This window comes from Salmonella sp. SAL04214 (assembly GCF_046550615.1).
In the GTDB taxonomy this organism is placed as follows: Bacteria; Pseudomonadota; Gammaproteobacteria; order Enterobacterales; family Enterobacteriaceae; genus Salmonella; species Salmonella enterica.
Genome location: NZ_JBGDXT010000006.1, coordinates 1 through 25499, shown reverse-complemented (window position 1 = coordinate 25499; position 25499 = coordinate 1). Strand labels below are relative to the sequence as shown.

The 25499-nt window shown below is 44.6% G+C and carries 26 protein-coding genes and 11 pseudogenes; 10 read left to right on the top strand and 27 right to left on the bottom strand.

All coding sequences use genetic code 11. The features are described 5' to 3' along the window. The first annotated feature begins 192 nt into the window (after positions 1–192). From fadE to pagN, 4 genes are all read left to right on the top strand, one after another. Positions 193–2637: an acyl-CoA dehydrogenase FadE gene (gene fadE, locus ACLJQD_RS11965; RefSeq protein ID WP_000973043.1), complete on the top strand. Its 2445-nt coding sequence runs from the start codon at positions 193–195 to the stop codon at positions 2635–2637. 108 nt (positions 2638–2745) lie between these two features. After that, on the top strand, positions 2746–3513 hold the full coding sequence (locus tag ACLJQD_RS11960; RefSeq protein ID WP_000015789.1) for an amidohydrolase: 768 nt from the start codon (positions 2746–2748) through the stop codon (positions 3511–3513). Between the two features lie 309 nt (positions 3514–3822). Then, positions 3823–4230, top strand: coding sequence for a Spy/CpxP family protein refolding chaperone (locus ACLJQD_RS11955; RefSeq protein WP_001642720.1), 408 nt, complete (start codon positions 3823–3825; stop codon positions 4228–4230). 330 nt (positions 4231–4560) lie between these two features. Then, positions 4561–5280: an adhesin/invasin protein PagN gene (gene pagN / locus ACLJQD_RS11950; RefSeq protein WP_000787605.1), complete on the top strand. Its 720-nt coding sequence runs from the start codon at positions 4561–4563 to the stop codon at positions 5278–5280. Positions 5281–5283: 3 nt separating this feature from the next. On the opposite strand, the pseudogene ACLJQD_RS11945 reads toward pagN, so the two are convergent. Then, a pseudogene (locus tag ACLJQD_RS11945) lies at positions 5284–5472 on the bottom strand (hypothetical protein). Positions 5473–5528: 56 nt separating this feature from the next. Between ACLJQD_RS11945 and ACLJQD_RS11940 the strand changes: the two are divergent. After that, positions 5529–5641 (top strand): annotated as a pseudogene (locus ACLJQD_RS11940) (hypothetical protein); the annotation flags it as partial. A gap of 602 nt (positions 5642–6243) precedes the next feature. On the opposite strand, the gene tioA reads toward ACLJQD_RS11940, so the two are convergent. The 6 genes from tioA to tcfA all read right to left on the bottom strand — a co-directional run bounded on the left by tioA (position 6244) and on the right by tcfA (position 12802). Continuing rightward, positions 6244–6861 carry a protein TioA gene (gene tioA / locus ACLJQD_RS11935; protein WP_017442092.1) on the bottom strand — a complete coding sequence of 206 codons (618 nt, stop codon included), beginning with the start codon at positions 6859–6861 and terminating at the stop codon, positions 6244–6246. Between the two features lie 139 nt (positions 6862–7000). Then, positions 7001–7456, bottom strand: a complete 456-nt coding sequence (gene tinR / locus ACLJQD_RS11930; RefSeq protein WP_000141547.1) for an Lrp/AsnC family transcriptional regulator TinR — start codon at positions 7454–7456, stop codon at positions 7001–7003. A 132-nt stretch (positions 7457–7588) separates the two neighbouring features. Further along, positions 7589–8647, bottom strand: a complete 1059-nt coding sequence (locus ACLJQD_RS11925; protein ID WP_000791808.1) for a CfaE/CblD family pilus tip adhesin — start codon at positions 8645–8647, stop codon at positions 7589–7591. A gap of 22 nt (positions 8648–8669) precedes the next feature. Next, positions 8670–11357, bottom strand: a complete 2688-nt coding sequence (gene tcfC, locus ACLJQD_RS11920; protein ID WP_017442183.1) for a fimbrial outer membrane usher protein TcfC — start codon at positions 11355–11357, stop codon at positions 8670–8672. 108 nt (positions 11358–11465) lie between these two features. Beyond that, a complete protein-coding gene (gene tcfB / locus ACLJQD_RS11915; protein WP_000287812.1) occupies positions 11466–12041 on the bottom strand; it encodes a fimbrial protein TcfB in 576 nt (191 codons plus the stop codon). Positions 12042–12091: 50 nt separating this feature from the next. Next, complete coding sequence (gene tcfA / locus ACLJQD_RS11910; RefSeq protein ID WP_001009507.1) at positions 12092–12802, bottom strand: fimbrial chaperone TcfA; 711 nt, start codon at positions 12800–12802, stop codon at positions 12092–12094. Between the two features lie 1004 nt (positions 12803–13806). Here tcfA and ACLJQD_RS11905 point away from each other — a divergent pair. Continuing rightward, positions 13807–14397: pseudogene (locus tag ACLJQD_RS11905) on the top strand (ATP-binding protein). A 67-nt stretch (positions 14398–14464) separates the two neighbouring features. Here the strand turns inward: ACLJQD_RS11905 and ACLJQD_RS11900 are convergent. Next, positions 14465–14623 (bottom strand): annotated as a pseudogene (locus ACLJQD_RS11900) (transposase); the annotation flags it as partial. A gap of 52 nt (positions 14624–14675) precedes the next feature. Between ACLJQD_RS11900 and ACLJQD_RS11895 the strand changes: the two are divergent. Then, entirely contained in the window at positions 14676–14990 is a 315-nt protein-coding gene (locus ACLJQD_RS11895; RefSeq protein ID WP_072103451.1) for a SymE family type I addiction module toxin, read from the top strand. Between the two features lie 66 nt (positions 14991–15056). Here ACLJQD_RS11895 and ACLJQD_RS11890 read toward each other — a convergent pair whose 3' ends face one another. The 6 genes and pseudogenes from ACLJQD_RS11890 to ACLJQD_RS11865 form a co-directional block, all read right to left on the bottom strand. Then, complete coding sequence (locus ACLJQD_RS11890; RefSeq protein WP_077907264.1) at positions 15057–15335, bottom strand: hypothetical protein; 279 nt, start codon at positions 15333–15335, stop codon at positions 15057–15059. Positions 15336–15465: 130 nt separating this feature from the next. Further along, a pseudogene (locus tag ACLJQD_RS11885) lies at positions 15466–15623 on the bottom strand (RHS repeat-associated core domain-containing protein); the annotation flags it as partial. A 29-nt stretch (positions 15624–15652) separates the two neighbouring features. Continuing rightward, positions 15653–16120 carry a hypothetical protein gene (locus ACLJQD_RS11880; RefSeq protein WP_017442178.1) on the bottom strand — a complete coding sequence of 156 codons (468 nt, stop codon included), beginning with the start codon at positions 16118–16120 and terminating at the stop codon, positions 15653–15655. After that, entirely contained in the window at positions 16117–16488 is a 372-nt protein-coding gene (locus ACLJQD_RS11875) for a hypothetical protein (protein ID WP_223195353.1), read from the bottom strand. The genes ACLJQD_RS11880 and ACLJQD_RS11875 overlap by 4 nt, the downstream gene beginning before the upstream one ends. Positions 16489–16937: 449 nt before the next feature. Continuing rightward, positions 16938–17231, bottom strand: a complete 294-nt coding sequence (locus ACLJQD_RS11870; protein ID WP_129369132.1) for a hypothetical protein — start codon at positions 17229–17231, stop codon at positions 16938–16940. 24 nt (positions 17232–17255) lie between these two features. Then, positions 17256–17428 (bottom strand): annotated as a pseudogene (locus tag ACLJQD_RS11865) (RHS repeat-associated core domain-containing protein); the annotation flags it as partial. 136 nt (positions 17429–17564) lie between these two features. On the opposite strand from ACLJQD_RS11865, the gene ACLJQD_RS11860 reads away from it, so the two are divergent. Continuing rightward, positions 17565–17810: a hypothetical protein gene (locus tag ACLJQD_RS11860; protein WP_017442176.1), complete on the top strand. Its 246-nt coding sequence runs from the start codon at positions 17565–17567 to the stop codon at positions 17808–17810. A 66-nt stretch (positions 17811–17876) separates the two neighbouring features. On the opposite strand, the gene ACLJQD_RS11855 is transcribed toward ACLJQD_RS11860, so the two are convergent. The 8 genes and pseudogenes from ACLJQD_RS11855 to ACLJQD_RS11820 form a co-directional block, all read right to left on the bottom strand. Next, entirely contained in the window at positions 17877–18233 is a 357-nt protein-coding gene (locus ACLJQD_RS11855) for a hypothetical protein (RefSeq protein WP_017442175.1), read from the bottom strand. Then, positions 18230–18718, bottom strand: a pseudogene (locus ACLJQD_RS11850) (HNH endonuclease); the annotation flags it as partial. The pseudogene ACLJQD_RS11850 and the gene ACLJQD_RS11855, both read right to left, overlap by 4 nt. A 93-nt stretch (positions 18719–18811) precedes the next feature. Further along, positions 18812–19390 (bottom strand): hypothetical protein, encoded by a 579-nt coding sequence (locus tag ACLJQD_RS11845; RefSeq protein WP_017442174.1) that lies wholly within the window; start codon positions 19388–19390, stop codon positions 18812–18814. A gap of 1 nt (position 19391) precedes the next feature. Next, positions 19392–19670 carry a hypothetical protein gene (locus tag ACLJQD_RS11840; protein WP_197398372.1) on the bottom strand — a complete coding sequence of 93 codons (279 nt, stop codon included), beginning with the start codon at positions 19668–19670 and terminating at the stop codon, positions 19392–19394. Between the two features lie 89 nt (positions 19671–19759). After that, positions 19760–19849: pseudogene (locus ACLJQD_RS11835) on the bottom strand (RHS repeat-associated core domain-containing protein); the annotation flags it as partial. 352 nt (positions 19850–20201) lie between these two features. Next, on the bottom strand, positions 20202–20648 hold the full coding sequence (locus tag ACLJQD_RS11830; RefSeq protein WP_017442172.1) for a hypothetical protein: 447 nt from the start codon (positions 20646–20648) through the stop codon (positions 20202–20204). Beyond that, positions 20645–20926, bottom strand: coding sequence for a hypothetical protein (locus ACLJQD_RS11825; protein ID WP_176132412.1), 282 nt, complete (start codon positions 20924–20926; stop codon positions 20645–20647). Before ACLJQD_RS11825 ends, ACLJQD_RS11830 begins: the two co-directional genes overlap by 4 nt. 114 nt (positions 20927–21040) lie before the next feature. Further along, positions 21041–21166, bottom strand: a pseudogene (locus tag ACLJQD_RS11820) (RHS repeat-associated core domain-containing protein); the annotation flags it as partial. A gap of 173 nt (positions 21167–21339) precedes the next feature. Here ACLJQD_RS11820 and ACLJQD_RS11815 point away from each other — a divergent pair. Next, on the top strand, positions 21340–21567 hold the full coding sequence (locus ACLJQD_RS11815; protein ID WP_017442171.1) for a SymE family type I addiction module toxin: 228 nt from the start codon (positions 21340–21342) through the stop codon (positions 21565–21567). Positions 21568–21619: 52 nt separating this feature from the next. On the opposite strand, the gene ACLJQD_RS11810 is transcribed toward ACLJQD_RS11815, so the two are convergent. From ACLJQD_RS11810 to ACLJQD_RS11800, 3 genes and pseudogenes are all read right to left on the bottom strand, one after another. After that, positions 21620–22102 carry an immunity 26/phosphotriesterase HocA family protein gene (locus ACLJQD_RS11810; protein WP_017442170.1) on the bottom strand — a complete coding sequence of 161 codons (483 nt, stop codon included), beginning with the start codon at positions 22100–22102 and terminating at the stop codon, positions 21620–21622. 518 nt (positions 22103–22620) lie between these two features. Continuing rightward, entirely contained in the window at positions 22621–23067 is a 447-nt protein-coding gene (gene sciX, locus ACLJQD_RS11805; RefSeq protein WP_000935097.1) for a protein SciX, read from the bottom strand. Beyond that, positions 23061–24029: pseudogene (locus tag ACLJQD_RS11800) on the bottom strand (polymorphic toxin type 47 domain-containing protein); the annotation flags it as partial. The gene sciX and the pseudogene ACLJQD_RS11800, both read right to left, overlap by 7 nt. Positions 24030–24454: 425 nt before the next feature. Between ACLJQD_RS11800 and ACLJQD_RS11795 the strand changes: the two are divergent. Beyond that, a pseudogene (locus ACLJQD_RS11795) lies at positions 24455–24589 on the top strand (SymE family type I addiction module toxin); the annotation flags it as partial. 68 nt (positions 24590–24657) lie between these two features. Here the strand turns inward: ACLJQD_RS11795 and ACLJQD_RS11790 are convergent. Together ACLJQD_RS11790 and ACLJQD_RS11785 are read right to left on the bottom strand one after the other, a co-directional pair. Continuing rightward, on the bottom strand, positions 24658–24945 hold the full coding sequence (locus ACLJQD_RS11790) for a hypothetical protein (RefSeq protein ID WP_017442165.1): 288 nt from the start codon (positions 24943–24945) through the stop codon (positions 24658–24660). A gap of 2 nt (positions 24946–24947) precedes the next feature. Beyond that, positions 24948–25499: RHS repeat-associated core domain-containing protein (locus ACLJQD_RS11785; RefSeq protein WP_139780098.1), on the bottom strand; the 552-nt coding region annotated here is incomplete at its 5' end.

Below are 25499 nucleotides of genomic sequence, written 5' to 3'. Positions count from 1 at the left end.
GATAGCAGTACAGGCGAGAAGCATAAGCCGAATTAACGCCTCACGCTTTTGATTTTTCGTGCCCCCAAAAACGGCAACAATGTGAGCTTTGTTGTAATTATTTTGTAAACACATTGCTAAAAGATTTCACATCCACTACAACCTAATCATCACAAGTGGTCAGACCTCCTACAAGCAAGGGAGCTTTTCGTTATGATGATTTTGAGTATTATCGCTACGGTTGTTCTGCTCGGCGCATTGTTCTATCACCGCGTGAGTTTATTTCTCAGCAGCCTGATTCTGCTCGCCTGGACCGCCGCACTTGGCGTCGCTGGCCTGTGGTCCATCTGGCTGTTGGTTCCTCTGGCCATTATCCTCGTGCCGTTTAACCTCACACCGATGCGAAAATCAATGATTTCCGCACCGGTGTTCCGCGGCTTCCGTAAGGTCATGCCGCCGATGTCGCGCACTGAGAAAGAAGCGATTGATGCCGGTACAACCTGGTGGGAAGGCGATCTGTTCCAGGGCAAGCCTGACTGGAAAAAACTGCACAACTATCCGCAACCGCAACTCACTGCCGAAGAGCAAGCGTTTCTCGACGGTCCGGTAGAAGAAGCGTGCCGGATGGCGAACGATTTCCAGATTACCCATGAACTGGCGGATCTGCCGCCGGAACTGTGGGCTTATCTGAAAGAGCATCGTTTTTTTGCGATGATCATTAAAAAAGAGTACGGCGGGCTGGAGTTCTCCGCTTATGCACAGTCCCGTGTACTGCAAAAACTGTCCGGCGTCTCCGGGATTCTGGCTATCACCGTCGGCGTTCCAAACTCACTCGGCCCTGGCGAGTTATTGCAGCACTATGGTACGGAAGAGCAGAAGAATCACTATCTGCCGCGACTGGCGCGCGGCCAGGAGATCCCCTGCTTTGCGCTGACCAGCCCGGAAGCAGGTTCTGATGCAGGCGCCATTCCGGATACCGGCGTGGTTTGCATGGGCGAATGGCAGGGCCAGCAGGTGCTGGGTATGCGCCTGACCTGGAACAAGCGTTACATTACGCTGGCGCCGATAGCTACCGTGTTGGGCCTGGCGTTTAAGCTTTCCGATCCGGATAGATTGTTAGGCGGAGAAGAAGAGCTGGGTATTACCTGCGCCCTGATCCCCACCTCAACGCCGGGTGTGGAAATTGGTCGTCGCCACTTCCCGCTTAACGTTCCGTTCCAGAATGGCCCAACCCGCGGTAACGATATTTTCGTGCCTATTGATTATATTATCGGCGGCCCCAAAATGGCCGGACAGGGCTGGCGTATGCTGGTGGAATGTTTGTCGGTAGGACGCGGTATTACCCTGCCGTCCAACTCCACTGGCGGGGTGAAATCCGTCGCGCTGGCAACCGGCGCCTATGCTCACATTCGTCGTCAGTTCAAAATTTCTATCGGCAAGATGGAAGGTATTGAGGAACCGCTGGCGCGTATTGCAGGTAACGCTTATGTGATGGATGCCGCCGCATCGTTAATCACCTACGGCATTATGCTGGGCGAAAAACCGGCGGTACTGTCGGCTATCGTGAAGTACCACTGCACCCACCGCGGCCAGCAGTCAATTATCGACGCGATGGATATCACAGGGGGTAAAGGCATTATGCTGGGCGAGAGCAACTTCCTGGCGCGTGCTTACCAGGGCGCGCCTATCGCGATCACCGTGGAAGGCGCGAATATCCTGACCCGTAGCATGATGATCTTTGGTCAGGGCGCCATTCGCTGCCATCCTTATGTACTGGAAGAGATGGCCGCAGCGCAGAATAATGATGTGAATGCATTTGATAAACTGTTGTTTAAACATATTGGTCATGTCGGCAGCAATACCGTCCGCAGTTTCTGGCTTGGCCTGACCCGCGGATTAACGAGCCATACGCCAACCGGCGACGCCACGAAGCGTTATTACCAGCATCTGAACCGACTGAGCGCAAACCTGGCGCTGCTGTCCGACGTGTCAATGGCGGTACTGGGCGGCAGCCTGAAACGCCGCGAGCGTATCTCCGCGCGTCTGGGCGATGTGTTGAGTCAGCTTTATCTGGCCTCAGCCGTACTGAAGCGTTACGACGACGAAGGTCGCCACGAAGCCGACCTGCCGCTGGTGCACTGGGGCGTACAGGATGCGCTGTATCGTGCTGAACAAGCGATGGACGATCTGCTGCAGAACTTCCCGAACCGCGTCGTGGCCGGATTGCTCACCGCGATGATCTTCCCGACTGGCCGTCATTATCTGGCGCCGTCTGATAAGCTGGATCACGCCGTTGCGAAGATCCTGCAGGTGCCGAACGCCACACGTTCACGCATTGGGCGCGGTCAGTATCTGACGCCCGCCGAACATAATCCGGTCGGTTTACTGGAAGAAGCGCTGCGTGATGTCATCGCTGCCGACCCTATCCACCAGCGCATCTGCAAAGAACTGGGTAAAAATCTGCCGTTTACTCGTCTGGATGAACTGGCGCGCAATGCGCTGGCGAAAGGGCTTATAGATAAAGATGAAGCCGCCATTCTGGCGAAAGCGGAAGAGAGCCGCCTGCGCAGTATCAACGTTGATGATTTTGAACCTGAAGCGCTGGCGACCAGGCCGGTAAAGCTGCCGGAGAAAGTGCGTAAAGTCGAAGCCGCATAATCAGTCTCGTGTCTTTCCTGCCCCGCTTTCGCGGGGCTTTTTCTTGCCGCTTTTTTATTATTGCTCATGCTACAGTGTAAAGACGCTGTTCAATGAGGAGCTCCGATCGTGTCTGGTTTGAAAATTACTCTGTTGCAACAACCTTTAGTCTGGATGGACGGCCCGGCAAACCTGCGTCATTTTGACAGACAGCTAGAGCTCGTATCTGGCCGGGATGTGATTGTTCTGCCTGAAATGTTTACCACCGGCTTCGCGATGGAGGCCGCTAATAACTCACTTTCGCAAGATAGCGTGATTACGTGGATGCAGGCCAAAGCCCGACAAACTGATGCTCTGATTGCCGGCAGCGCGGCGCTACAAACTGAGCGCGGCGCCGTAAATCGCTTCTTACTGGTTGAACCGGAAGGTAAGGTTCATCTCTATGATAAGCGCCATCTGTTTCGTATGGCGGATGAACATCAACATTATGCCGCAGGCGATAAACGCATCATCGTGCAGTGGCGCGGTTGGCGCATCCTGCCGCTGATCTGTTACGATCTGCGCTTTCCGATATGGTCGCGCAACCGCAATGATTACGATCTGGCGCTGTATGTAGCGAACTGGCCTGCGCCGCGCTCGCTACACTGGCAAACATTACTGACAGCGCGCGCTATTGAAAATCAGGCTTATGTCGCAGGCTGCAACCGGGTTGGCACCGATGGCAATGGGTTACATTATCGCGGCGATAGCCGGATCATTAATCCCCAGGGTGATATTATCGCCACCGCCGAACCACACCAGGCGACACGTATTGATGCCGATCTTTCTCTCGTCGCCTTGCAGGACTATCGCGAAAAATTTCCAGCCTGGCGCGATGCCGATCCATTCACCTTGTAAGCAACCTGCCGCTCACCGCGGCGGGATTGTTTCACTCCGTAACTCTCCGTAAAACAAATTCGCGTGGCGTAATGTGGCAGGCAACGTATTCTGACTAAGAGCCTATCCCATTAGGGCTATTTTACTTGCCATTTTGGACCTGGGCAGTGCTCAAAATCCTCACGTACTACGTGTACGCTCCGGTTTTTGCACGCTGTCCGTGTCCAAACTGGCTGCGCCAATAACGCCTAATGGGATAGGCTCGAAGATAATTGCTCGCCATTCGTGGGTAATAAAAACGGTTAATCACTCCCTTATCAGGATATCTTCATGAAAAACTTTGTACGCACAACTTTACTGGCAGCGACTCTGGCGGGCGTTTCTTTTGGCGCTTTCGCCACCGCTGTTCCCAATCCTCCCCTGCCCGCCCAGGATCCTATTGTCCAGCATCTGAAGCTGACAAACGATCAGATTACCCGGATCAAAAAACTTCACCAACAACTGGAAAGCGACGTCAGTCAGATTTCTATGAAGGGGATTAAAGACGGTGCGCTGATAGAGGTGATTAAATCCGGTAAATGGGATGACGCCGCCGTAAAACAGCAGCTTGCAGCCTTCAGTAACATAGAACAACAGGCTCGCTATTATCGGGTTAAATATTATTTTGATTTAAGCAAAGTCTTAACACCAGAACAGCGTCAACAGGTACAACAAGATCTCGCCCAGGCACTTGAGTAAATATTTTTGCCCGTTATTCCTGGATAACGGGCTTTATCCTGGTCGGGTACAAATTCATCTTCATCTTTTTCTTACAGCATCGCTCTATCTAACACTACCCGTTACATAACGTAGAAGTGAAACCGTACGTGGGGCAATTTGGCGAGGAGATGGATTTCCATACCGACGATTATCGTATTGTTATTTAAAATTTTCATCTCATTTTTTACCCGCTTACAGAAAACCCAGCGTTACAATAGACCGTTTTTTGGGCTTCGTTTATGTAATCGTTATATCACACCCTATACCGTGAAACTTGTCTTTTAGCCCAATATTAAGGCAGGTTCTGAAATGAAAAACTTTTTCGCAGTCTGCATCATTCCCCTTGTGGTAGCCTGGTCCGCTACTGCATCAGCAAAAGAAGGGATCTATATCACCGGGAAAGCGGGGACATCCGTAGTCAATGTCTATGGAATCAACTCAACCTTCAGCCAGGATGAGATAGTCAATGGTCATGCAACGTTACCTGACCGTACCAAAGGCGTTTTTGGCGGCGGGGTTGCTATCGGTTATGACTTTTATGATCCATTCCAGCTTCCAGTACGTTTAGAACTGGATACCACTTTCAGAGGTGAGACGGATGCTAAAGGCGGGCAGGATATTATTGCATTTGGTCAGCCAGTACACATAAATGTAAAAAATCAGGTCCGAATGACCACTTACATGGTTAATGGCTATTATGATTTTCACAATAGTACGGCGTTTACACCCTATATCAGCGCAGGCGTTGGCCTCGCTCATGTGAAGCTAAGTAATAACACCATTCCTGTTGGTTTTGGTATTAATGAAACTCTGTCTGCTTCAAAAAATAACTTTGCCTGGGGCGCAGGTATCGGTGCAAAATATGCTGTAACAGATAATATTATGATTGACGCCAGTTATAAATACATTAATGCAGGCAAAGTAAGCATTTCAAAAAATCACTATGCTGGTGATGAACATACCGCTTATGATGCAGACACAAAGGCTGCCTCCAATGACTTCATGCTCGGCATTACTTACGCCTTTTAAACACTATCGGTAAAATAGCTGGTCCTGTGGGTTCCCGAAGGCGCAATGGAGGATATCAGTAATGAATACTCCTGCGCCTTCAGAAAATCGTTGAACAGGTGCAACCTGGCGCCATTTTTCAGTACACTGCAACGTTTCTGGTATGGGCTTAACTTCCGGCTACCCAAAAACAGTCCCGTCCTGTTGTATGATCTCTAAATGTGAATGGCACGATTATGCGAGATACTTACAAGTGTCTGGTATGAAGATATACTGCGAACGCCGATGTAAACGGCGCGCGTAACATTTTAGAGCGGGACACGCCGTGCTTGCCTGTGGAAGGAGCGTGCAGTCAGGCAGCCCGTTGGAGCAGGAACCCACGCCCTTCAGGACGTGGAGGATGTCAATGCACAAGAATTGGGGAATCTTTAGCAGAATTTATTATCTCTACAGTAGCATCTCTCTTGTTCCCGTCATAAATAACCCAATGCCTCCAGAGCTGAAGCCGCCTTCAGCATGGGCACTGGCTGCAAATAACACCAAATAAAATAATAATATAACAACTACCGAGACAAAAAACACCTCTCTAAAGTATTTAGAATTCATACAGTCAGCTCATTTAAATTTAACGACACATGCAACCATGCATGCGTAAAACAAGAACCACACTCATATTAATAATGATTAGTAATGTGAGTGTGCGTATAACGAGATACAGATGTATATTCCTTAATGTAACGGAACATCATCAATGCAAATAGCAACCATCGATATATTAAACTAAAATAATACATCTAGTGCATATATAAACCATTCGTATGGTGGCTGTAATAAAATTGTTGATAAACGGTCATCCCCTAAACTTCCAGCCTCCCCACCGCACGAACAATGATGTTCTTTATATTTAATCGTAATAAAAAACAAAACAATAAGTAAACAAAAAAATAAATAAGATACTTTTGATTCAAATTTTCACTCCTTCTGTTATATACACCAAGTTTCATTTTTTTTATGATCCCGAAAGAAAAAACCGTCATATGACGATGGCCATTGCATTCCATACATGTAATCAACTTCGTTCTGGTACACGGCTCTCTGTTCTACATCATTTATATCCCCGACAAGAATCTTTTGGAACTTATGATAATGATAAACACTACTAATAAAATTAGGATCACGAGGCACTACGCAAGCCTGAAAAAAGAACCCAAGGTTTTTAATTTCACTGGAATAAGAATATTTACCACAAAAATCAAACCAAACTTCCATACCATAATCTCTGCGACTCCTGATGTACTCGCTCAGAAATTTGTGGTTGTTATTAAAGTCAACAGAAACAGCAAATAACCCGACGCTATTTAATTTACTGATCCTTTCCAAATGTATAAGCACAAATTCCCAGGGAATCCTGAGTATATATTTATTTAACCCATATTTATGGTTGAATAAATTAAATGACTTTTGTAACTCTTCAAAAAACGTCAATGACTCAATTATGTGGTTTTCGCCTTCTTTCCAGAAGGGTTCAACGAAATAAATATCAGTAACATCATCTGTTTTAATGCGGTTTTTTGTTACATGCACGGGGTGATATTTAACCATATGATATTCCGCTATGTTATTCTGTGCCGCTTAATCTCACTACTGCTGATTAAAATCCTTGTTCAACAGCCGCAATCTGCCGTTGTTGTTCCGTAAGAAGGATAATAATGTATTAAATCAGTAAGTACACATCACACTTTCACACTGGCAGTTCGTTTGTTTCCTTTATTTGCTCAAGAACAAAGCTCGATGCAGATCCACTAATTGAAGAATTCGTTAATATTATTTTCTCATAAAAACTATAGTAATCGTTCATATCTGTAAATACTGTATGCATTAAATAATTAAATGATCCAGAAATTCGATAAAAGGCAATAACCTCAGGCATTGACTTTATTTTCTCAGAAATACTAGCGTATTGCTCCTCAGATATGTTAATCATAATAAAGACATTAAGTGAAAGACCTAGTTTTTCTTTATCCAATAAAGCGAACTGACCAATGATAACCCCCCTGTCTTTAAGTTTTTTTAAACGTTTGAAACATGGTGTGGGCGTAAGTCCCACTTTATATGCAAGTTGCCATAAAGTTTGCGCACAATCTTTTTGGATTTCTTTCAATAATTCTTTATCTTTATCATCTAAATACTCAGTCATAGGAAAGCAGAACCTCACGCATTGATTTTCATAAGTGAATAGATTTTCTTTATTAAATAAAGCAAATATATAAAGAGAACTCTGATTTAAAAAACCATATAAGAAAGATATCAATAAAATAAATAATTACTGTCAGGGGGTTTGTGTTCCCATCAGCATTGTCACTGTCAGCGTTCCCTGATATTCACCAGAACGCTTCTCCCTGATGTTAAAGGGTTGTGTTGTCAGGGTAAGGGGCACTGACACACAACGTACCGCCTGCCGTTGCCCGGGAAGTACCACCGGACGCGTTGCTGCTTTATCCACGTTCTCCAGACTGAACTCCACGCCACGGGTGACAGGAATACTTCGTCCCCCATAATTCATACTGACCGCATAATCAATCGTATCAGCAGAATCACTCTTTATAACCTGAAATCCCGTACCTGACTTATTGCTTCCTTCTATCTTCATCTGTAATGAACGGGCTTTCACACCTCCGTCATACAGACACATATCCAGATTAGCCCTGCCCGACATTTGTGAGGCATTCAGCCGGTGCAGATTCAGGTCCACCCGAGGTGTTGCAGTACCAAACTGCGGAAAATAAATAGCCGCATTTTCTGCAAAGTGGTCTGTCACATTCAGCGTGATATCTGCAGTCCCGACACCAACTTTTCCGTCTAGCCATCTATGTACATCCAAGACCAACGTTGCTTTCCATATACCGGCTTTCGGTATTTTCGCTAGCTCTTCGGCGGAAATACCGGCCGTTACGTAGTTATGTGGATATACACAAGTACAGGCTCCATTAATAGTAAAATATCCACATGCTCCTCCAGCACGAGCGTCCAGTATGAGCGTAGTTTCAGCATGACTGATTTGTTCTCTGAAACGCAGACGAATCTTTGTTACCCCCCGTTTATCCCATATCAGATTTGTATCGTCACACGCCCCCTCGTTTTCATTACTATTGGATCTACATACCCATCCTAGATAATTCGTATCTATATGCTGCTCAAACATGCGTTCAAAGCCTAGTACATTACTCCTGTCGTAATTCAGGTCGACGGTGCTGGTCCGGTCGTAGGTAGTCTCCGCATCGGCGACTTGTGGCAGTGTAGCGCCAGCCATCAGCAAGATTGCGCAGGCCGAACAAATTTTCGGATGTAAATAATGGTTTATCTTTGTCCACTTCATTTTATTCTTCATAGTAATCGCCTTTATCTCTACGTCAGGCTTCCTGAACGGAATGGCGCAGCAAACCTGCCACGTTCAGCAAACGGATGACCCGCGGCGATATTTGCAACGCCTGTGGCAGGGCCTCCACGTCACTTAATTCACACCGCACATCACCCACTACCTGCATAACATCCCGACGTTTATGTACTGACATCGGACAACGCAGGATCCTGTTTTTTGACAGCAGCCACAGGCTGGATTCTTTATGCTCGCTCTGCAGGCTAAATCGCCCGGAAGGTCCCAACGACAAAAATGGATGGTTCAGTGGCTGTGCGTCCAGCAGCGGTCTGCCATCCTTGCCCAGTACGCGGCCAACGTACAGTCGGCTCATACTGGCGCTGATGTTGTGAACCAGCAGATGCCCGGGTGTCAGGAAGTAACACCTGCTTCCCCCTCCCGCTTTTACGCCTGCCATACCCTGTGAACTAACCCCTGCATCCTCAATGGTCACCTCCGTGGCGTTATAGCCTTCCATCAGCAACAGCGACTGCTGACCAAAACCGAGACTGAACGGCTGGCTGCTGCCACGAACGCTGACTACTTTCCCGCTACTGCCCTCGTCCCCCTCTGACTCCACGTTCACCGCCATGCCAGAGGCCGGTTCACCGTCCTGACCACCTCCCCAGAACAGTCCATTACGGGATAACGCCAGAGACGAGCTGTAGCCAGCGGTGAGTGAACTGGCGCTGCCCGCATTACGTTGATGGGAGTTACTGATAGTGGCGCTCAGTTCCCCCATACGGCCGCTCATGCGTCCGCCGAGACTCCCGCTCCAGCTGTCGTCGTTATAACCGGAGAAACCCACCGACAGTTCACGATACAGATCCTGCTGCCAGGATCTCACATGGTTCACATTCCAGGACGTCTGTGTTTTTTGATTCCGGCTACTGTGAATATCGGTCCCGGCTGAGGTATACCCATTACTGCCAGTCATTGTCGGTGGTTGAGAGGCATATGACACACTGACACTCATAAACAAGCCATCATCATTCACTCCGTCATTTCGGGTTCGCCATACTCCCCCATGGGTATTAATATTCATGCCAGCCATATTAAGGCTGTACGTTGCACTAGCCTGAGCAGATTCGCGGTGAGAGGCAGGGATGTATGCCTGTCGCCAGAACACATTTTCTTTGTCACTGTTATCATCATATCCCCGGTAAACCGGCCGACCTTCTGTCCTGCTGGTACTGTATCCCAGTAGGGCATACCAGTTCCCCACCGGAACCGACAGGGAGGCGTTCATCGAAGTCTGGCAGGTCATACTGGCATGCACTGACTGTGGATGACGACCACTACAGGCATCACTTTCCGTATGGTTACGCCACAGACTCGCGGAAAATCCGTCGTTGTATGTCACCTGCTCAGTGTTACCGCTCGTGCTGTCTGTCCCATGCAGTATCCCGGCAGAAAGGTCCAGCGTGCCATCCAGCACTGCATGCTGTGAATTCAGTCGGGTTTCACTGTACCAGGCCTCATGTGCCAGAGAGATACCTTCGGTCAGACTGATATTTTTCCGCAGCCCAGTTCGGAATCCGGCAGCCATGACAGTCTCACCGTCATAATGGCTGGCTTTATCCCCGGTATCTTCCTGCCCGCCCTGAATAAACCACTGGGTCTGTGCACTGAAGCTATTCCCCCCCTTACTGAAGGGCTGGCTCTCCGTTCGTCGCAGAATTCCATCCTCATATATCCGCAACGCCAGAGGATAGCTTCCCGGTGGAAGAGAGTGAGTATCCAGGGTATGCATTCCCGGGGTCAGGAACTGACTCCCCAGCAACTCGCTGCCACGATAAATATCAATACGGGCATTTCGGGTAACCTGAACCATAACCGGAGTGGCATTCTGGTCCACCTCATGGTTCACATAAGCTTGGGTGGTCCCGGTTCGTAATCCATCAAACCGGCTCAGGGGAAGCAGACTGAACCCAAAATCCCCCCCCGTGGCGCTGGACAGATTCCGCTGATCCATCCGACCAGCCTGGAAATAATACTGATTGCCGAGATCCTGACGGACAAACAGATTGTCAAACCAGGCCTGACTGTTATTGTAATGTTCTGACTGATTCCAGATAGCCGCCCAGTTGCCTCCCAGATAACGACCGTCACCAAGCCCCAGGGCACCGCTACCATTCAGTGTCATATTACGACTGTAGAGATCATCACTCAGATACAGCGTCTGGCGGTGAATAAATGCGCTGACACCCTCCGGGGTCGGAGTCAGCCAGCGTTTATCACGTCGTTCTTCATCCGGCAACCAGTCCCGGTTAAGAAACAAAGATAACTGAGCGTTGTTCTCATCAAAAATAACCGCAACATCCTCTTTATCTGTTGCCACGTAACCACACTCGCTGCTGTCTTTTGCTTCTGAGACACCACAGACCAGATTGCTGTTACGTAGCAACGGACGGCTGAGTGCAGCCAGCGCTTTTTGCCGTTCTGCGGCCGGCAACGCGGCAAGCCCACTGCTTTCAAGTACCATCAATGGGGACATGAACTGCACGGTGTCCGGTTTAACCACCACCGGAAATAATCCCAGTGAATGCCCTGGTAGCAACACTTCAATTTGCTCAGTCTGTCCTTCCAGCAGAGATTCAAATCCAGGAGGGGGAATAAGAGTTGCCTGGCTGGTAAAACTGCACAATCCCAGTAAATAATACATCCAGAAATAACGACTCACGTAAAGAAACCTGAATTGCAATGAATAATAAAATCAATACCGGATCCGGTTCAGGTACGAACGGTGACACCCCAAAACCGGATCAGATGAAGAGCTAATAACCGGTTATTAGCCGGCAGTGACAGCCTGTGAAATCACCAGACTGACCAATCCGCTGTATTCACCGGCAGGCAGGTTTTGTAAGGCTGCTCCAGCCTTCTGACCAATATCCAGGTTCAGCGGAGCTGAAGCATCGCCAGTTTTTCCGTCCGGGAACAGGGTTTTAGCTTCCAGTACAGAATTGGTGGTGGTCAGTGACCGTCCTCCCAGAGTCACTTCCATATCAATGGTTTTGGTGGGATCCAGGACGTTGATAAGTTGTGGAGCATTCAACAGTTTTACATTAACCGACTTGGTCTGATCGTTGCTGTAAAGGCGGGTCTGGAGTGATTTATGGACCAGGCCCTTACCCGGCATGAAATCCAGCTTCATAGTCGACGGGAGGGATGAACCATCGGCCTGCAGCAGTTCAAGTGTACTGTCAATATTGGCAGTGACGGTAATATCCTTCTGAACCGCAGAAACAGAAAAAGAATAAACGGTGGCCAATGCCACAGCTGCGGCAATAAAAGATGTTTTCATGTTCATAAAAAATAACCTTGCTTTGTTGTTTATTACAGTGATATATGTACACTCGGTATACATCCGCTCCCCCTGAGAATAAATGTAGGGTATAGCGTACGCTCCGTGTGTTTTTACTTTCCGGCTGCTGTTAAATCAGCAGAAATTACCGGTGAATTTGCACCCGTACGATATTCCACACGAAATGCATTACTTTTTATTCCGGCCGGAATATCAGCACTCCCGCCGGGATAAATACTTTTGTCTATATTCTGCCAGTGGCATGTGGTGTCGCAGTTGCCGGCCCGAATAAGAGAAAGCCGGGTATTTCCCGTATTCAGCAGGTGGTGACCGTTCGTTACCAGCGCAGGCCTGGGGTCTGACGGAGAAACACGCAGCAACACCCCCCAGACAAGATTCACACTTACGGATGAATTTTGCTTTCCGCCTGCCTGTGGATCATCTTCCAGTTCAGGAACAGCCTCGAAGTATACCCGCCAGGCTTCCTCTCTTTCCGGTGCCTGAGTACTGATAACACGTATTGTTTTTTTTGTTCCCGGGGAAAGGGCAAATTTCTCCGGGGAGACAACAAGTCCTGTCTCTATATCATTCCCTGCTGGTACCTCCTTCTCCTGTGGCATACCAGGGTGTTCAATACGCATGATTCTTGTTCGAATATATTGCACATGATCTGATTTAGAATAGACGAACAGCGAGGTGGCCTCTTCGCGGCTACTATTAATTTCTGCCGCCATGGGATAAACGAGCATATTCGCCCTGGCATGACCACATGCAAACATAGCGACACAGAGAAACACCCCGGGAAGAGTATCTTTAAAATTCATACCAGATTTTACCGTATAAAAGTCATCTAAATTTTAGTATTAGCATAGACAGAAAGTTATCAGCATAAAGAAGCAAATTACGATTCAGTGTTAATACATTTTGTGTGGAGGGCATCATACGGAATAAAATTTTTCGCTCAATACCTCTGTTTTTTTCAGGAAAGAAAAAATTAGTAAATAAAAGTCCACGGATTTCATTCACCAAAAGCGAACGACAGATCTGTAAGAATCGCTGAACAATTAATAACGCAGCAGTAAAAATTTTGGAAATTCTTCATAAAAAAGTTGTTACTGTGTACCTGACTTACTCAGATAAATGGAACTGTATTCCCCCCCCCCCCTTCAAAGCAACAAATACGTAACATAACAACGTAGGAGACAGAGAATCTAAAGAAAGCCCTCCAGGAGGGAGATACAATTCAGACTACAAAACCAAATAAACCTTAAACAAAGCCACAAATAGACTGATCATCATGAGGTTTTACAAAACCAGGTAAAAAAAAGTAAGCAAAGTAATTAATTTAGAAAATTAAAGTTACAGTTAGATCAGATTTACTTGCTCAATATCTGTTAAAAATATGATATCAGCAAACAAAAACTTATATACATCATATGGTTACGCTTGATGTTTACACCTCTCCAGCAAAGTGTAATCAATATAATACACTATTTTTAGATTAAATATTGGTTAAATATTCCATAAACAACAATATAAAACAGAATAATGCACCATGAAAATACAATTCACCTTTTAAAACATAATGTTATAAAAAACACCATTCAAATTGATGCCAGTCCCTTACCTGTCAATGTTGTTTACGGTTCCTTTCCCCCTTTTGTGCGAGTAAGCAACATGAATATACAAGTCTTAACGACCAATGCCTCTGTCAGCCCAAAATAAGTCGACATTCCTGTGCATGGCGCTGCAGCAGGAATAGAACGGCAGACATCAGCGCGGAATGGAATCCCGGCTGAAACAGGCTCGTCTGCCATGAGTCAAAACGCTGGAGCAGTTCGACTTCAGCTTCCAGCCAGGCATCAATCGTAAGGTCGTCCGGGAGTTGGCCGGTCTGGCGTTCGTGGAGCGCTGCGAGAATGTGATCCTGCTGGGGCCCCCGGAGTGGAGAAAACCCACCTGGCCGCTGCCCCCGGTGTGAAAGCGGCAGATGTGGGCCATCGGGTGTTGTTCATGCCGCAGGACAGGCTGGTAGACGCTGATGAAAGCGAAGCTGGAAAACCGCCTGGAGCGCCAGCTACAACAACTGAGCTATGCGCGGGGGCTGATCCTGGACGAAATAGGTTACCTGCCAATGACCAGTGAGGAAGCCAGTCTGTTCTTCCGACTGCTGAACCGACGGTATGAAAAAGCGAGCATTATCCTGACGTCAAACAAAGGCTTCGCAGACTGGGGAGAGATGTTCGGTGATAACGTGCTGGCAACAGCGATCCTGGATCGGCTACTGCATCACTCAACCACACTGAATATCAAAGGAGAAAGTTACCAACTGAAGGAAAAACGCAAAGTCGGGGCGCTGACCAAAAGCGCAACGCCAATCAGTGAAGATGAAATGGCGGAAAGCGGACAGCAGAAGTGATCAAACAGCGGATATTAAAAATAGCGAAAAACGACCATAAATCCTGGCGTTGACATCCTCAAGAGTTAATATCAGAAGCTTCCATGCCGCCGTATCCAGACTTCCAGTTGTCCCTGGTGGCTTCAGAAATACCGGCCTCCCGGCAGGCATCTTTAACAGTCCGTCTGGATTCGACTGATCTAATCACAGCGATGATCTGGTGCGCAGTAATACGGGCTTTACGCACAGCGATCTCCTGCGTTGGCAGATTGATTATGTCGGATGATCTCTAAATGTGAATGGCTCGATTATGCGGGATACTTACATACTCACGCGTTGAGAGACTTTCAGTTCGTTTGTACGGTGAATGGATGCCGCAGGCGGGGTTTATTAACGGGATGCCCGTCAAGGTGCGGGTAATGAGGGATTGCATCGTGATCACGCCGCAGCATACCCGCGGACTCTTTGGCTGTATTGAAGGGATGGGCGTGACTTTTATTAATCAAAAGAAGGTGAAAGCGTGGCTAAAAACCTTTCCGGGGGCGCTGAACGATACCGGGGATATTCCGGTGATTAAACGTAAAAGAACGGAACAGGAGTTAATGAGTAATTGATAATAAAAAGCCGGAAAAAGATAACCCCTCCGGCTTTTACATATTATCCATCCGGCTCCAGATGTTTTATTTCAATCCTTTTGGTTTTATTTCTGGATATTTTTCATATAATGGATTCATTATTTTAATAAGCATTTCACCCATGATAAAACCAACCGCTTCTCGATATACATTAAATTCATCCTCATCACAACGGGACTGAACAACAGCAACAGATTCATCAAGCTCCTTACCGAATCTCAACATTAAATCACTAATTAACATAGCTGTATCCTTATCGTTAACCATACTTATTCCTGTAGTAAAAACATCAATAGCCTTGATTTCCTTTACATTCGTTAACACAATTCCAGCAAGCAAATCCGTTACTTTTTGTAGGTAAAGACATAAATGAGCATTCACTAACGCAATTATTTTCAACCATTTTTCATCTTAATAACTTGCCAGGATCACCTCTATCAGCACCACAAGTAATAAGGCCAAGAGGATCACTATCTGTAATAGGATTCAGCGGAGAATAATATCGGTTCCATCCCCCTTTCAGCCCTATTGGATCTGCGTAATATACCTTCCCAGTCCCGGATTATAGAAACGGTGCTAGTTATAATACAGCCCCGATTCTTCATCGCATTGGGATAGGTTCTAACTGGAGTTATCACACATTAATGTAATTTAATTACCTCCCCATGTTTCCCCGCATCATCCGTATACATTGCTTGCAAGCATATTTTTTGTCCATCATTTTTAATATAATTAAATTCTTCAATTAAAGAATAGTTAATATAGTCCACTCTATAATATAACTCCACGGATTTTGAATTAATGACATTACTATATTGAAGTTTTAGCCCTTTAAATTCACCGAGTATTTTCATTTTAGTTCCCATAACTGTTAAAAAATCTTTTCTCGCAGTGGCATTTTTGAAAGAGTCACATGACAAATCATATATCTCAGCATACTCCCCTTTATTATAAAGAGAAAAAAGCTTATCAACTTCTTCTTTCGCAACTTCTCGAATAGCGCTATCATTTTTAATATTCTCTCTACCTAACCATGTAAAAAATAGAATAACGAACAACACAATCAACACCATAAATAGTAACGATAGAAAAAATCTATTTCTTTTCACTTGAATTCACCTGATAACCAATCATATTCCTTATCCATCAGATCGAAAATCTCCGATAGACACCTCGAATGCCGGGAGCATGTGAGTTCCCCCCAGTCTCCAAATCCGGGTCCCATACTCACACCTTTTGTATATTTATAACTATCATTTTTATTACGAGCATCTGTATAAGCCATTCCCGCAAGAAGTGCCCCCATAAGAATCCCCTCCAGACTCTGATATTCCTGGTGATAAATCAGCATCAGGGGCTGATAGTGTGAAGAACAAACCAGCAGAAGTACCTGTACCGCTATGATCACACAATGAATAATACGCACAAACCTCTCTTTCCTTTGGGGTGTGTACTCCGGCTCCAGTTGCCCCGCCATCTGCTCCGGCGTCAGCCTCCCGTAACAGCCATACCGGTACACGTACTGCATATCTTCCGTGATGCGGTTATCCGCCTATAATGATTTCCCGGCTTTTATTCAACGAAGGATTAATAATTTCATGTACAGTCTCTGATATTCTTTACTCAGAGTTATCAGCCTATCCCCCAAAATAAATCACATATTATCTTGATTATTTTTTTAAGATTATCTCTAAACATCCCTCTTTTCGATAAAGTGGCATATAATACCCATATTATCGCGATTATACTTCCAATAATAAAGATCAACATGGATATTTTATTAATCATATTCATCAAACATCAATGTCCCTATCTTTTTGATGAAATTCATTGGAGAATCCATCATGTTATGGAATTTCTCTTTATACAAATCGCTAATTGATGGCTCATCTGGATCGTCAAACTGTTCACTATAAGGCAATACACCTAATAAATTTCTCCAGCTCCTATCCTTGTCGGTTTCATTAAGTGATTCTGATAATCATAAATTTGCCCTGTTATATGAAGCAGTTGCCAATTTGATATTCCACGCCCCCATGCCAGAGAAACATTGCCCACTGGAGACAATATAACCAATCCATCAGCAGCAATACCTATCCCGAGTTTGGCTACCCCACTTGCGTGCAATCTTGCAGAATTAGCCATATTTAAACTAGCCGTTAACATTTTTGCCGGATTAAATGGAAGACTATCCAGACTATTATTAGTCTCATCTATCATGCGACTACATAATTCACATGTAAACAATCCCAGCGGATCTGTATCTGTGACGGGATTCAACGGATAGTGGTAAGGATTTAATCCCCCTTTCAGCCCTGTCGGGCCTGACTGACGAACCTGCCACACTCCGGTGCATAATATCTGAACAGATTTTAATGCAGGCCCGTTTCATCGTCAAAATACGGCCCCGGCAGCCGGTTGCTCATCACCGCCCGGTGCTGGCCGGGGAGAGGGAGGCGCGGTGCCATGATGTCGCGCCCATACTCGCTCACCCTGAGCTCCACAATCAGCCAGCATCCGGCGGAGAATTAAGAATTTATTTAGTCAGCAAATATGAATGCCTCCGGCGCCAGCGTCCGCCACATCAACAGCGAAACCTGCATGACCGCCTGTTACTCACAAATCCCCAGCGGCGACTGCCAGGAAGAAGCGGGATTTGAGACCGGGCGCAGCGTGACGGTGAAGATTTCGGACGGGTGTATTGTGCTAATGGCGGACGGTAACGAGGTGCAGAAGCTGTGCGAACAGCTTTACAAGGCTGAACAGGTAGTTAAGGGGATGTGGGACGTGATTGTTTAGTGGACTGACCGGGGATTAAATAAACAAAAAGCCGGGAAGAATTAATAATCCTTCCCGATTTCTAAATCAAAGATCTATGAAATTATCGTTCTCTAAATAAAAATTTAATCCTGCGATAAAATCTTCCATTGATGGGTTTTCTTTCTGGGTAGATATATTTCTTAGTACATCTAAAAATTGATCTCCATAGAAAAAAAGTTCTAATGAGTTATTAATAACAAACTCTGGATATACTTCATCATCATCATCATCATCATCATCGCTAATAACAGGATACATTTCTAAATAACAAATAAGATCCGCTCTAGCAGATGATTCGTATTCCTTTGTATACAAGCAGAAATTATCTTTCTTATATCCACTCATAATTTTAGATATTAACTCATCTAAATTATAAGCCTTTCTATATTCTAACTGGTTCATCCACATCTCCTCCCTCTGGGTTTACCTGTTACCCCATCCAGTTTACCTCTACGACCAAGTTCTCCTCCGCCCCACATATCACGTCCACCTTTCCCGGTAGGGTGATACAGACCCTGATTATCGGCATGGTCTATGCGGTCAACTAATACCAGTCTATTAACATCTTCATGATGATGCCATGTTAAATCTGGAGGGCTTAATGCTTTATTCGGGTTTTTCAACCAATCGCCTAATGCGGGATGACGTCCCAGCATATCTCTTCTAAATGAAGGATTACTGTTCATTCTATTAATAAAATCAGTGTTTGCTCTATTAAATTGAACACCATCACTCGAATATTTATATTTAGGGTCAAGAGAGTAATCATGAAATATATTATACTTCCCGTTATTTGGTCTATTTGCTAACCCCAGCGGATCTATCCAACTTAACGGATTCGGTGCATACGCATATAAGTTTATTCCACCCTTCAGCGAGATTGGTTCGAGCTATGCAAAGTGCTCACAGTTTGTGATCGTAGTACTTGTTCCACTTATAACAAAATCTCACGTGATAAACAGAAACATCAAAACTTAAAATCAAACTCTATCCCAAGCTTTAAATTTTTTATCCATTAACTCCGAAATTTCACGTACTCTTCTCTTTGCGATTTCATTATCGACTCTATATTCTGTAGGAAGCTGATGATAATCCATCACATCATTTTTTTGTACCAAACCTTTTAAATGAGCTATAGTTCTAAATACAATATGATCCATACGCCAACAAATCGATGGCTCAATATTTATTAACTGTTCTGATTTTACTTTTTTACTTACACCTCCTGTCCAGATGCTTCCATCAAATGCAAACGATATGCGCTCATATCCTGATTTTGACTTATCATAATCAAGATCGCTGAACAGAATTTTCCATTTTGGTATATCTGAAAATCGCATGCTACAAAATATAGGTCTGAATAGTCTACCACTCATATCTACATCAGATTTTTTTTCAGGCGGTTCAGTATAAAAATGCTCAAAAACCTCTATGAGATAACCTAAATTTGGCTTAATAAATTCAATGTAGCGAGCCAGAACAAAACCATTAACATCTGATATATTGAGAGCAGGAATATAGAACAAATCACCTGGTTCAGGTTTTATTAATGGTTTCATATCAAATACACCCTCTACTCTTGGTAGGTTTTATACCGATTTCTTTAGCTGCTGCACGATAGTTTCTATAATGAGACTTACCTCGTGAATCAGTGCGGCTCTTATCGATTGGTTCAATAACATTTCCTGGAAAACCTGTTTTTGTTTTATATTTTTCTCGATAAGCTTGTTCATAACCTTTTGCCTGAGAATATGTCAATTTACCGTCTTCACCTTTAAGGACTCTCAATTCTGCATCACCAAGTCTTCCTGTTCCAGCATGTTGGCCTTCTCGCTTCAACGGATTTTGCTCTGTATGACCTAATAATATGGCTCTGTAGCCCCTGGTTTATAAAGCCCATAAACATAAAATCCCTCCTTGTTTAGGGGAGTAACAGCTAATCCAAGCGGATCGATCCAGCTTAACGGATTCGGTGCATACTGATAAAGGTTTAACCCGCCTCTTAGCCCTATCGGGTCAGATCACGCAATCTAACCGAAAGGTGGATCGTACAATCAGTTTCGTATGTAAATCATCAAACTCATTGCGTCATAGTTCATACGCTACCGCCCCCCCTGATAAGTTTAGCTATCTGTACGATACTTATTTTACTATTTAATAATCAGGTTAAGTAAAAAATCATCCAAAACACAGTGCTGTCTTAAAGTTGGCTATATCGGTATTTCCCACATCAATCGTAAAACCAAAATTTCTATCCAATATTCGCGTAGTCCCATCCCAGCCAACAACTTAAGGGCGATTGGCTGGGCTGGGAAATCAAAATACTTTCAGTGAGAGATAATCGCTCAAAGATATTTATTCAATCAAAAATTATTTATACACAATATATTCACACTCTATTTTATTGTGGTCATAGTCTATTTGAATCTGAAAAGATAGATCGCAAGATATTATTCTTATCTCGTCTGAATGTAATTCATCAAAATTATAATCACTCGAAAACTCACTACTTATCTTATACATTCCGCAAAACTTCCATTCTTCATCAATTAATAAATAAGAAGAAAGACCTGCAACTTTCTCTTTAATAAATTCAACAAGTTGTTGATAGCTATCAATTTCCACTTTAATTTTTGAATTTATTTTCTTATCTTTAAGAGAATTTATAATATTATCAGTTTCTTCTAAGGTAAGAAAATTACCCCCTACAACAGTATCATTAGTAAATGATTGTATTTTATTAAAATAATCATTTTTGCATACATTAGCCTGAGCTTTTCTATAGAGCAATGCTCGTTTGTATTCAGATACACTCATTCGCATCCTCCTTTACCATAATATGCTTTCCCTTTACCATTACGTAATTGAGGTCGCCCATACTTATTCATTCGAGGATTTCCAAAATCATCTGTTTTAACTTGTCCTGCTTCCCAATGTGGCTTATCTGGATGACTAATATCCATTGTTTGCTCTTGTACGGATGATAAACCAGTGCCGCCACCTGGTTTTGGTGTTTCGTAAGAATATTCTCGACCAGAGCTATTTTGTGATTGGCTGATCGGTTGTTGGCTTGTGGGTATTCCTGCTTGCCTCATAGCTTCACGACGAGCAGCACGAGAAGAATCAAATGGATTGTTCTCACTGCCTATCGGTTCTCCACTTAAACCCAGCGGATCAATCCAACTTAACGGATTTGGCGCATATTGTTAGAGGTTAATACCTCCATTCAGCCCTATCGGGTCCTGACTGACGAACCTGCCACACTCCGGTGCATAATATCTGAACAGATTGTAATGCAGCCCCGTCTCGTCGTCAAAATACTGCCCCGGCAGCCGGCTGCTCATCACCGGCCGGGGAGAGGGGAGCGCAGTGCCAGGATGTCGCGCCCATACTCGCTCGCCCTGAGCTCCACAATCAGCCAGCATCCGGCGGAGAATTAAGAATTTATTTAGTCAGCAAATATGAATGCCTCGGCGTCAGCGTCCGCCACATCAACAGCAAAGCCTGCATGACCACCTGTTACTCACAAATCCCCAGCCAGCACCTTAAGGGTGACTGGCAGGAAGAAGCGGGATTTGAGACCGGGCACGGCGTCACCGTGAAGATCTCCGAGGGGTGTTTGATCCTGATTGCAGAGACGGACGAAGTGAGGGATCTACGGAAGGAGCTTTATCAGGTGAAAAAGTCGATGAAGCATATTAAGGCGGGGGTAAATAATGTGGTGAACGGGGATTAAATAATAAAATCCGGGAAGACAAAAGATCTTTCCCGGCTTTTTATTTTCATTTTCAGGCAATTTCAAGCCGTTTTTTGATATCAAAACCCCCTTTAGGAGATAATTTAGGAAGTGTTTTCCACTCACTTTCTGAAATGAGAAAATCATTTCCGTAACAGTCTTTCTTTTTACAGGAATCACCTATTCCAAGTGCAAAATAGATACCATCTAAATTTTTTGGATTGTAATTAACCTGATGACCAATAATTCTCCAGTCACTTCCATTTTCTAATTTCTTATCAAATAAAGAATATGTATCCACTATAATTGGTTCAATAATTCGCCTTGCATTACTAATTTCTAACTCTGTTATTCCAGGGGATTTTTTAATTATATCAAATAATTCAGAAAGATGTCCGACAGTCATTAGTGTTATAATTCGCCCAAAACAATATCTATCTTCATCTAATTTAAAACAAAATATGTCTCCGGGCTTCACAAAACGCAGCATTGTTCTCGGCTTCTTATCCCAGCCCCAAAATTTGTAATCACTCATCCGCATTTTCCTCCACCGGAACCACCTTTTTTACTATTATAAGCATCTTTAAATGCCTGTGCCCAGGGATCTTTTCGCCCATGATCAAATGAATTATATTTATTCTCTCTATTTGTTGAGGAATTTTTTTCACCTATGGTTCCGGTTCTGGTTTTATATTTTTCTATATAATATTGCTCGTAACCTCTGACTTTCCATTAGATTACATTTTCATCAAGTGACAGCATCCTTCCATTTTCTTTTGATAACCTGCCAGTGCTTTAATGTTCGGCCCTTCGTCGATCCATATCATTAGTAATACCAATGTAATAAGGTTTATTTGCTCCAGGAGCAAATAAACCCTAAACACTATAACCTGTCGCATCAACTGGATTCAGGTCTAGCGGATCTATCCAGGTTAATGGGTTATGCTATCTTCCTGACCTCAGAATTGCTGTTTCCCCTGCCAGACAATCGCGCCATCTTCGGCTAGTAACGCCTAAATATGGGCAACTATATCGCTAAAGAGCACTCGCGCTTTACTTAATGGTTGAGCATACAATCAAATCACCATGATCATTTTCACATATAAGCCAAGATAGTTCATGATCTGCAACATAATATTCAAAATATCTGCAATTTTCTATAATTTCAGGCAGGGAGTTAAGAGGAACGTTATATACATATATTTGCTCATTATCTTCATCAGCAATCAAAAATATATGTTTGTTGATTACATTGCTTTCATTGAGTTGTTTACTTACTATTTGTGATATGTTTTTATATCCAGAATTATCGGTATAAGAAAAGACATATTGTCTATGTTTTAATGATAACCACCAGGTTCTAGGATTACCATTAACATATATCTCTTTTATCTCAGAAACGATTTGTTCGGGTTTATCGACACGATAATCATGAATACCGAGATTTTTAATCGCATTCTCCAGTTCGATTCTAAGTTCAGACATATTTGAATTTAACATTTATCATCTCCCTTAGAGTCAGAGCGATGCGGATGTTGTGGGCCATCATAAGTAATATTACCTCTATTAGCTCCTCCGGAACCTCTTTTTCCTGCGGATTGCCAACCAACATGTGGTTTATCATGCCCTGCTGTCACATCCATATCTGCATGAGGTGCATCATAAGCAACTTTAGCCCCATTTGGACCTTTAAACTCAACAACAGTACCAGTTTTGGGATCGACTTTCGAGAAAGTGACATCCTCAGGGTTTGTCATACCCGCATTTTCAAATCCGGTTCTCCTTGCCGCATCAAAATTAGATTGATGCTCCAGGATAGCAAGTCCTAAAGGATCGATCCATCTAATCGGATTAGGCGCATAAGCATAGAGGTTAATACCTCCATTCAGCCCTATCGGGTCCTGACTGACGAACCTGCCACACTCCGGTGCATAATATCTGAACAGATTGTAATGCAGCCCTGTCTCGTCATCAAAATACTGCCCCGGCAGCCGCAGCGGCTGGTGAAAGTACGCCCCGCTGTTGCTGATGTCCGCCGCATTCTCTCCAAACCCCCTGATATACCCCGCCCACACCAGCGTTCCATCTGCCGCCGTCACCTCCTGCGGCGTGCCCGTCACATCCGTGTGGTAATACCACACCTGCCTGCTTTCTCCCCGCCCCGTCACGCTCGCCACCGGCGTGTACGGCTGTTCCGCATCGTACAGATATGTCCGCCAGCCCTGCTGCTGCACGTTCTCCTGCAACAGCCTGACCCCCTCCCACACAAAGTCCGTCCGGCTCCGCGCCGTATGGCCCGTGTGCCGCCCGTACGTCGCCTTGCGGATTCGCCTCCCCAGCGCATCGTAGCCGTAGTGCGTCTCCGTGTTGCCGCTGATGACCCGCGTCAGCTGCCCCTGCGCGTTCCACTCCAGTTGCTGGTCTCGCCGCGTGGTCAGCTCGCCCCACTCGTTGTGGCCATAGCTTATCGGTGGAGTAAGAAAACATTAGCTACTTTTTTAAGGCCCTCATATATTTCAAAGCACTCATATTTCTCCATTCGTTCTTGAGGGGCTGTATTCATAAGAAAGTCAACAGTTCCATAAGATACTATGATTTCACCTTCTATTTTCTTTTTTTTCAGTTCAAAAACCACACTCCATGCATTAATTTTCCATACTTCATCTTCAGGAAATCGAGAAACAGAATAATACTTACCTTCAAGTGGTATTGATTTCCTCCCTCATTTCTCAGGAGAGATCTATTCAATTCTCACTGGATACATAAAATCCTCCGACGTTGATTTAACATCCAGACGTAACTTTGACACCTTTACTCCAGGAAACTTTAGAGTAATTATTTAAATCTATAACATCAGCATATCTTGCTGGACCAGTTCCATCTAAATAGAGCACGCCACGAAGGACGTAAAACCGGCATGACCACGTACTATTCACAGCACCCCATCCTGCACCTCAAGGGTGACTGGCTGGCCGATGCGGGCTTTGAGACCGAGCGGGGCGTGAAGGACGTGCTGGTTTAGTGGACTGAACGGGAATTAAATAATAAAAAAGCTGGAAAGATTTAATTTTCTTCCCGACTTTTGATTAATTAAAATGGTAACACACCTTTGATAGGTCTAAATAGAGAAAAATCTACACCAATAGATGTAAAATAATTAATTGCATCTGTTATAGAGAAAAATTCCTTTATCTCTTCCGAGCCATAATCCTCCATTACATCCATTTTAGATTCGGGGATAAAAAACAGATAAGTGACGTATTTATTTGCGATCTTTTTCAGAGCATATTGGTAACAATACCGTTCACCATCAATGAGTTTATATTCTTCAATACCTCTAACCTTACCGCGTTCTATAGATTCAATTAATTTATTCATTTTTAACCTGTTATATCAATTCTGACTAGGGTTCCATCGGCACGTTTTATATTAATATGCGGTAAAGAGCCATGCCCGTTGCCTTTTGGATCATCATGACCATAAACACGTCCTGTTTTTGAATCTATTGGATAGTCTTTTCTATAACGAACCTTCCCGTCATTTCTTTTAAACTGATCCATTTTATTTTTCTTCCGAACACCAATTGCATCTTGTGAGCCAATACCTTTGACTTTTTGAGCCCCCGGGAAAGCTGCATCTAATAATTCCTGTGCATCTTTTTTGGTTTTAACGCGAACAACGGTTTTATTAGGCCCAGTGCGTAAACCATCAATATCTCTGGCACAGGGTTTAAGACCTAACGGATCGATCCAGCTTATCGGATTAGGCGCATACTGATAAAGATTTATCCCGCCCCGGATCGAAATAGGGTCGCCCGATATAAACTTCCCGATATCCGGATCATAAAATCTGTACAAATTGTAATGCAGCCCCGTTTCCCTGTCCAGATATTGCCCCTGGAAACGCAGGTTCTGCTGTACGGGCCGGGTTTC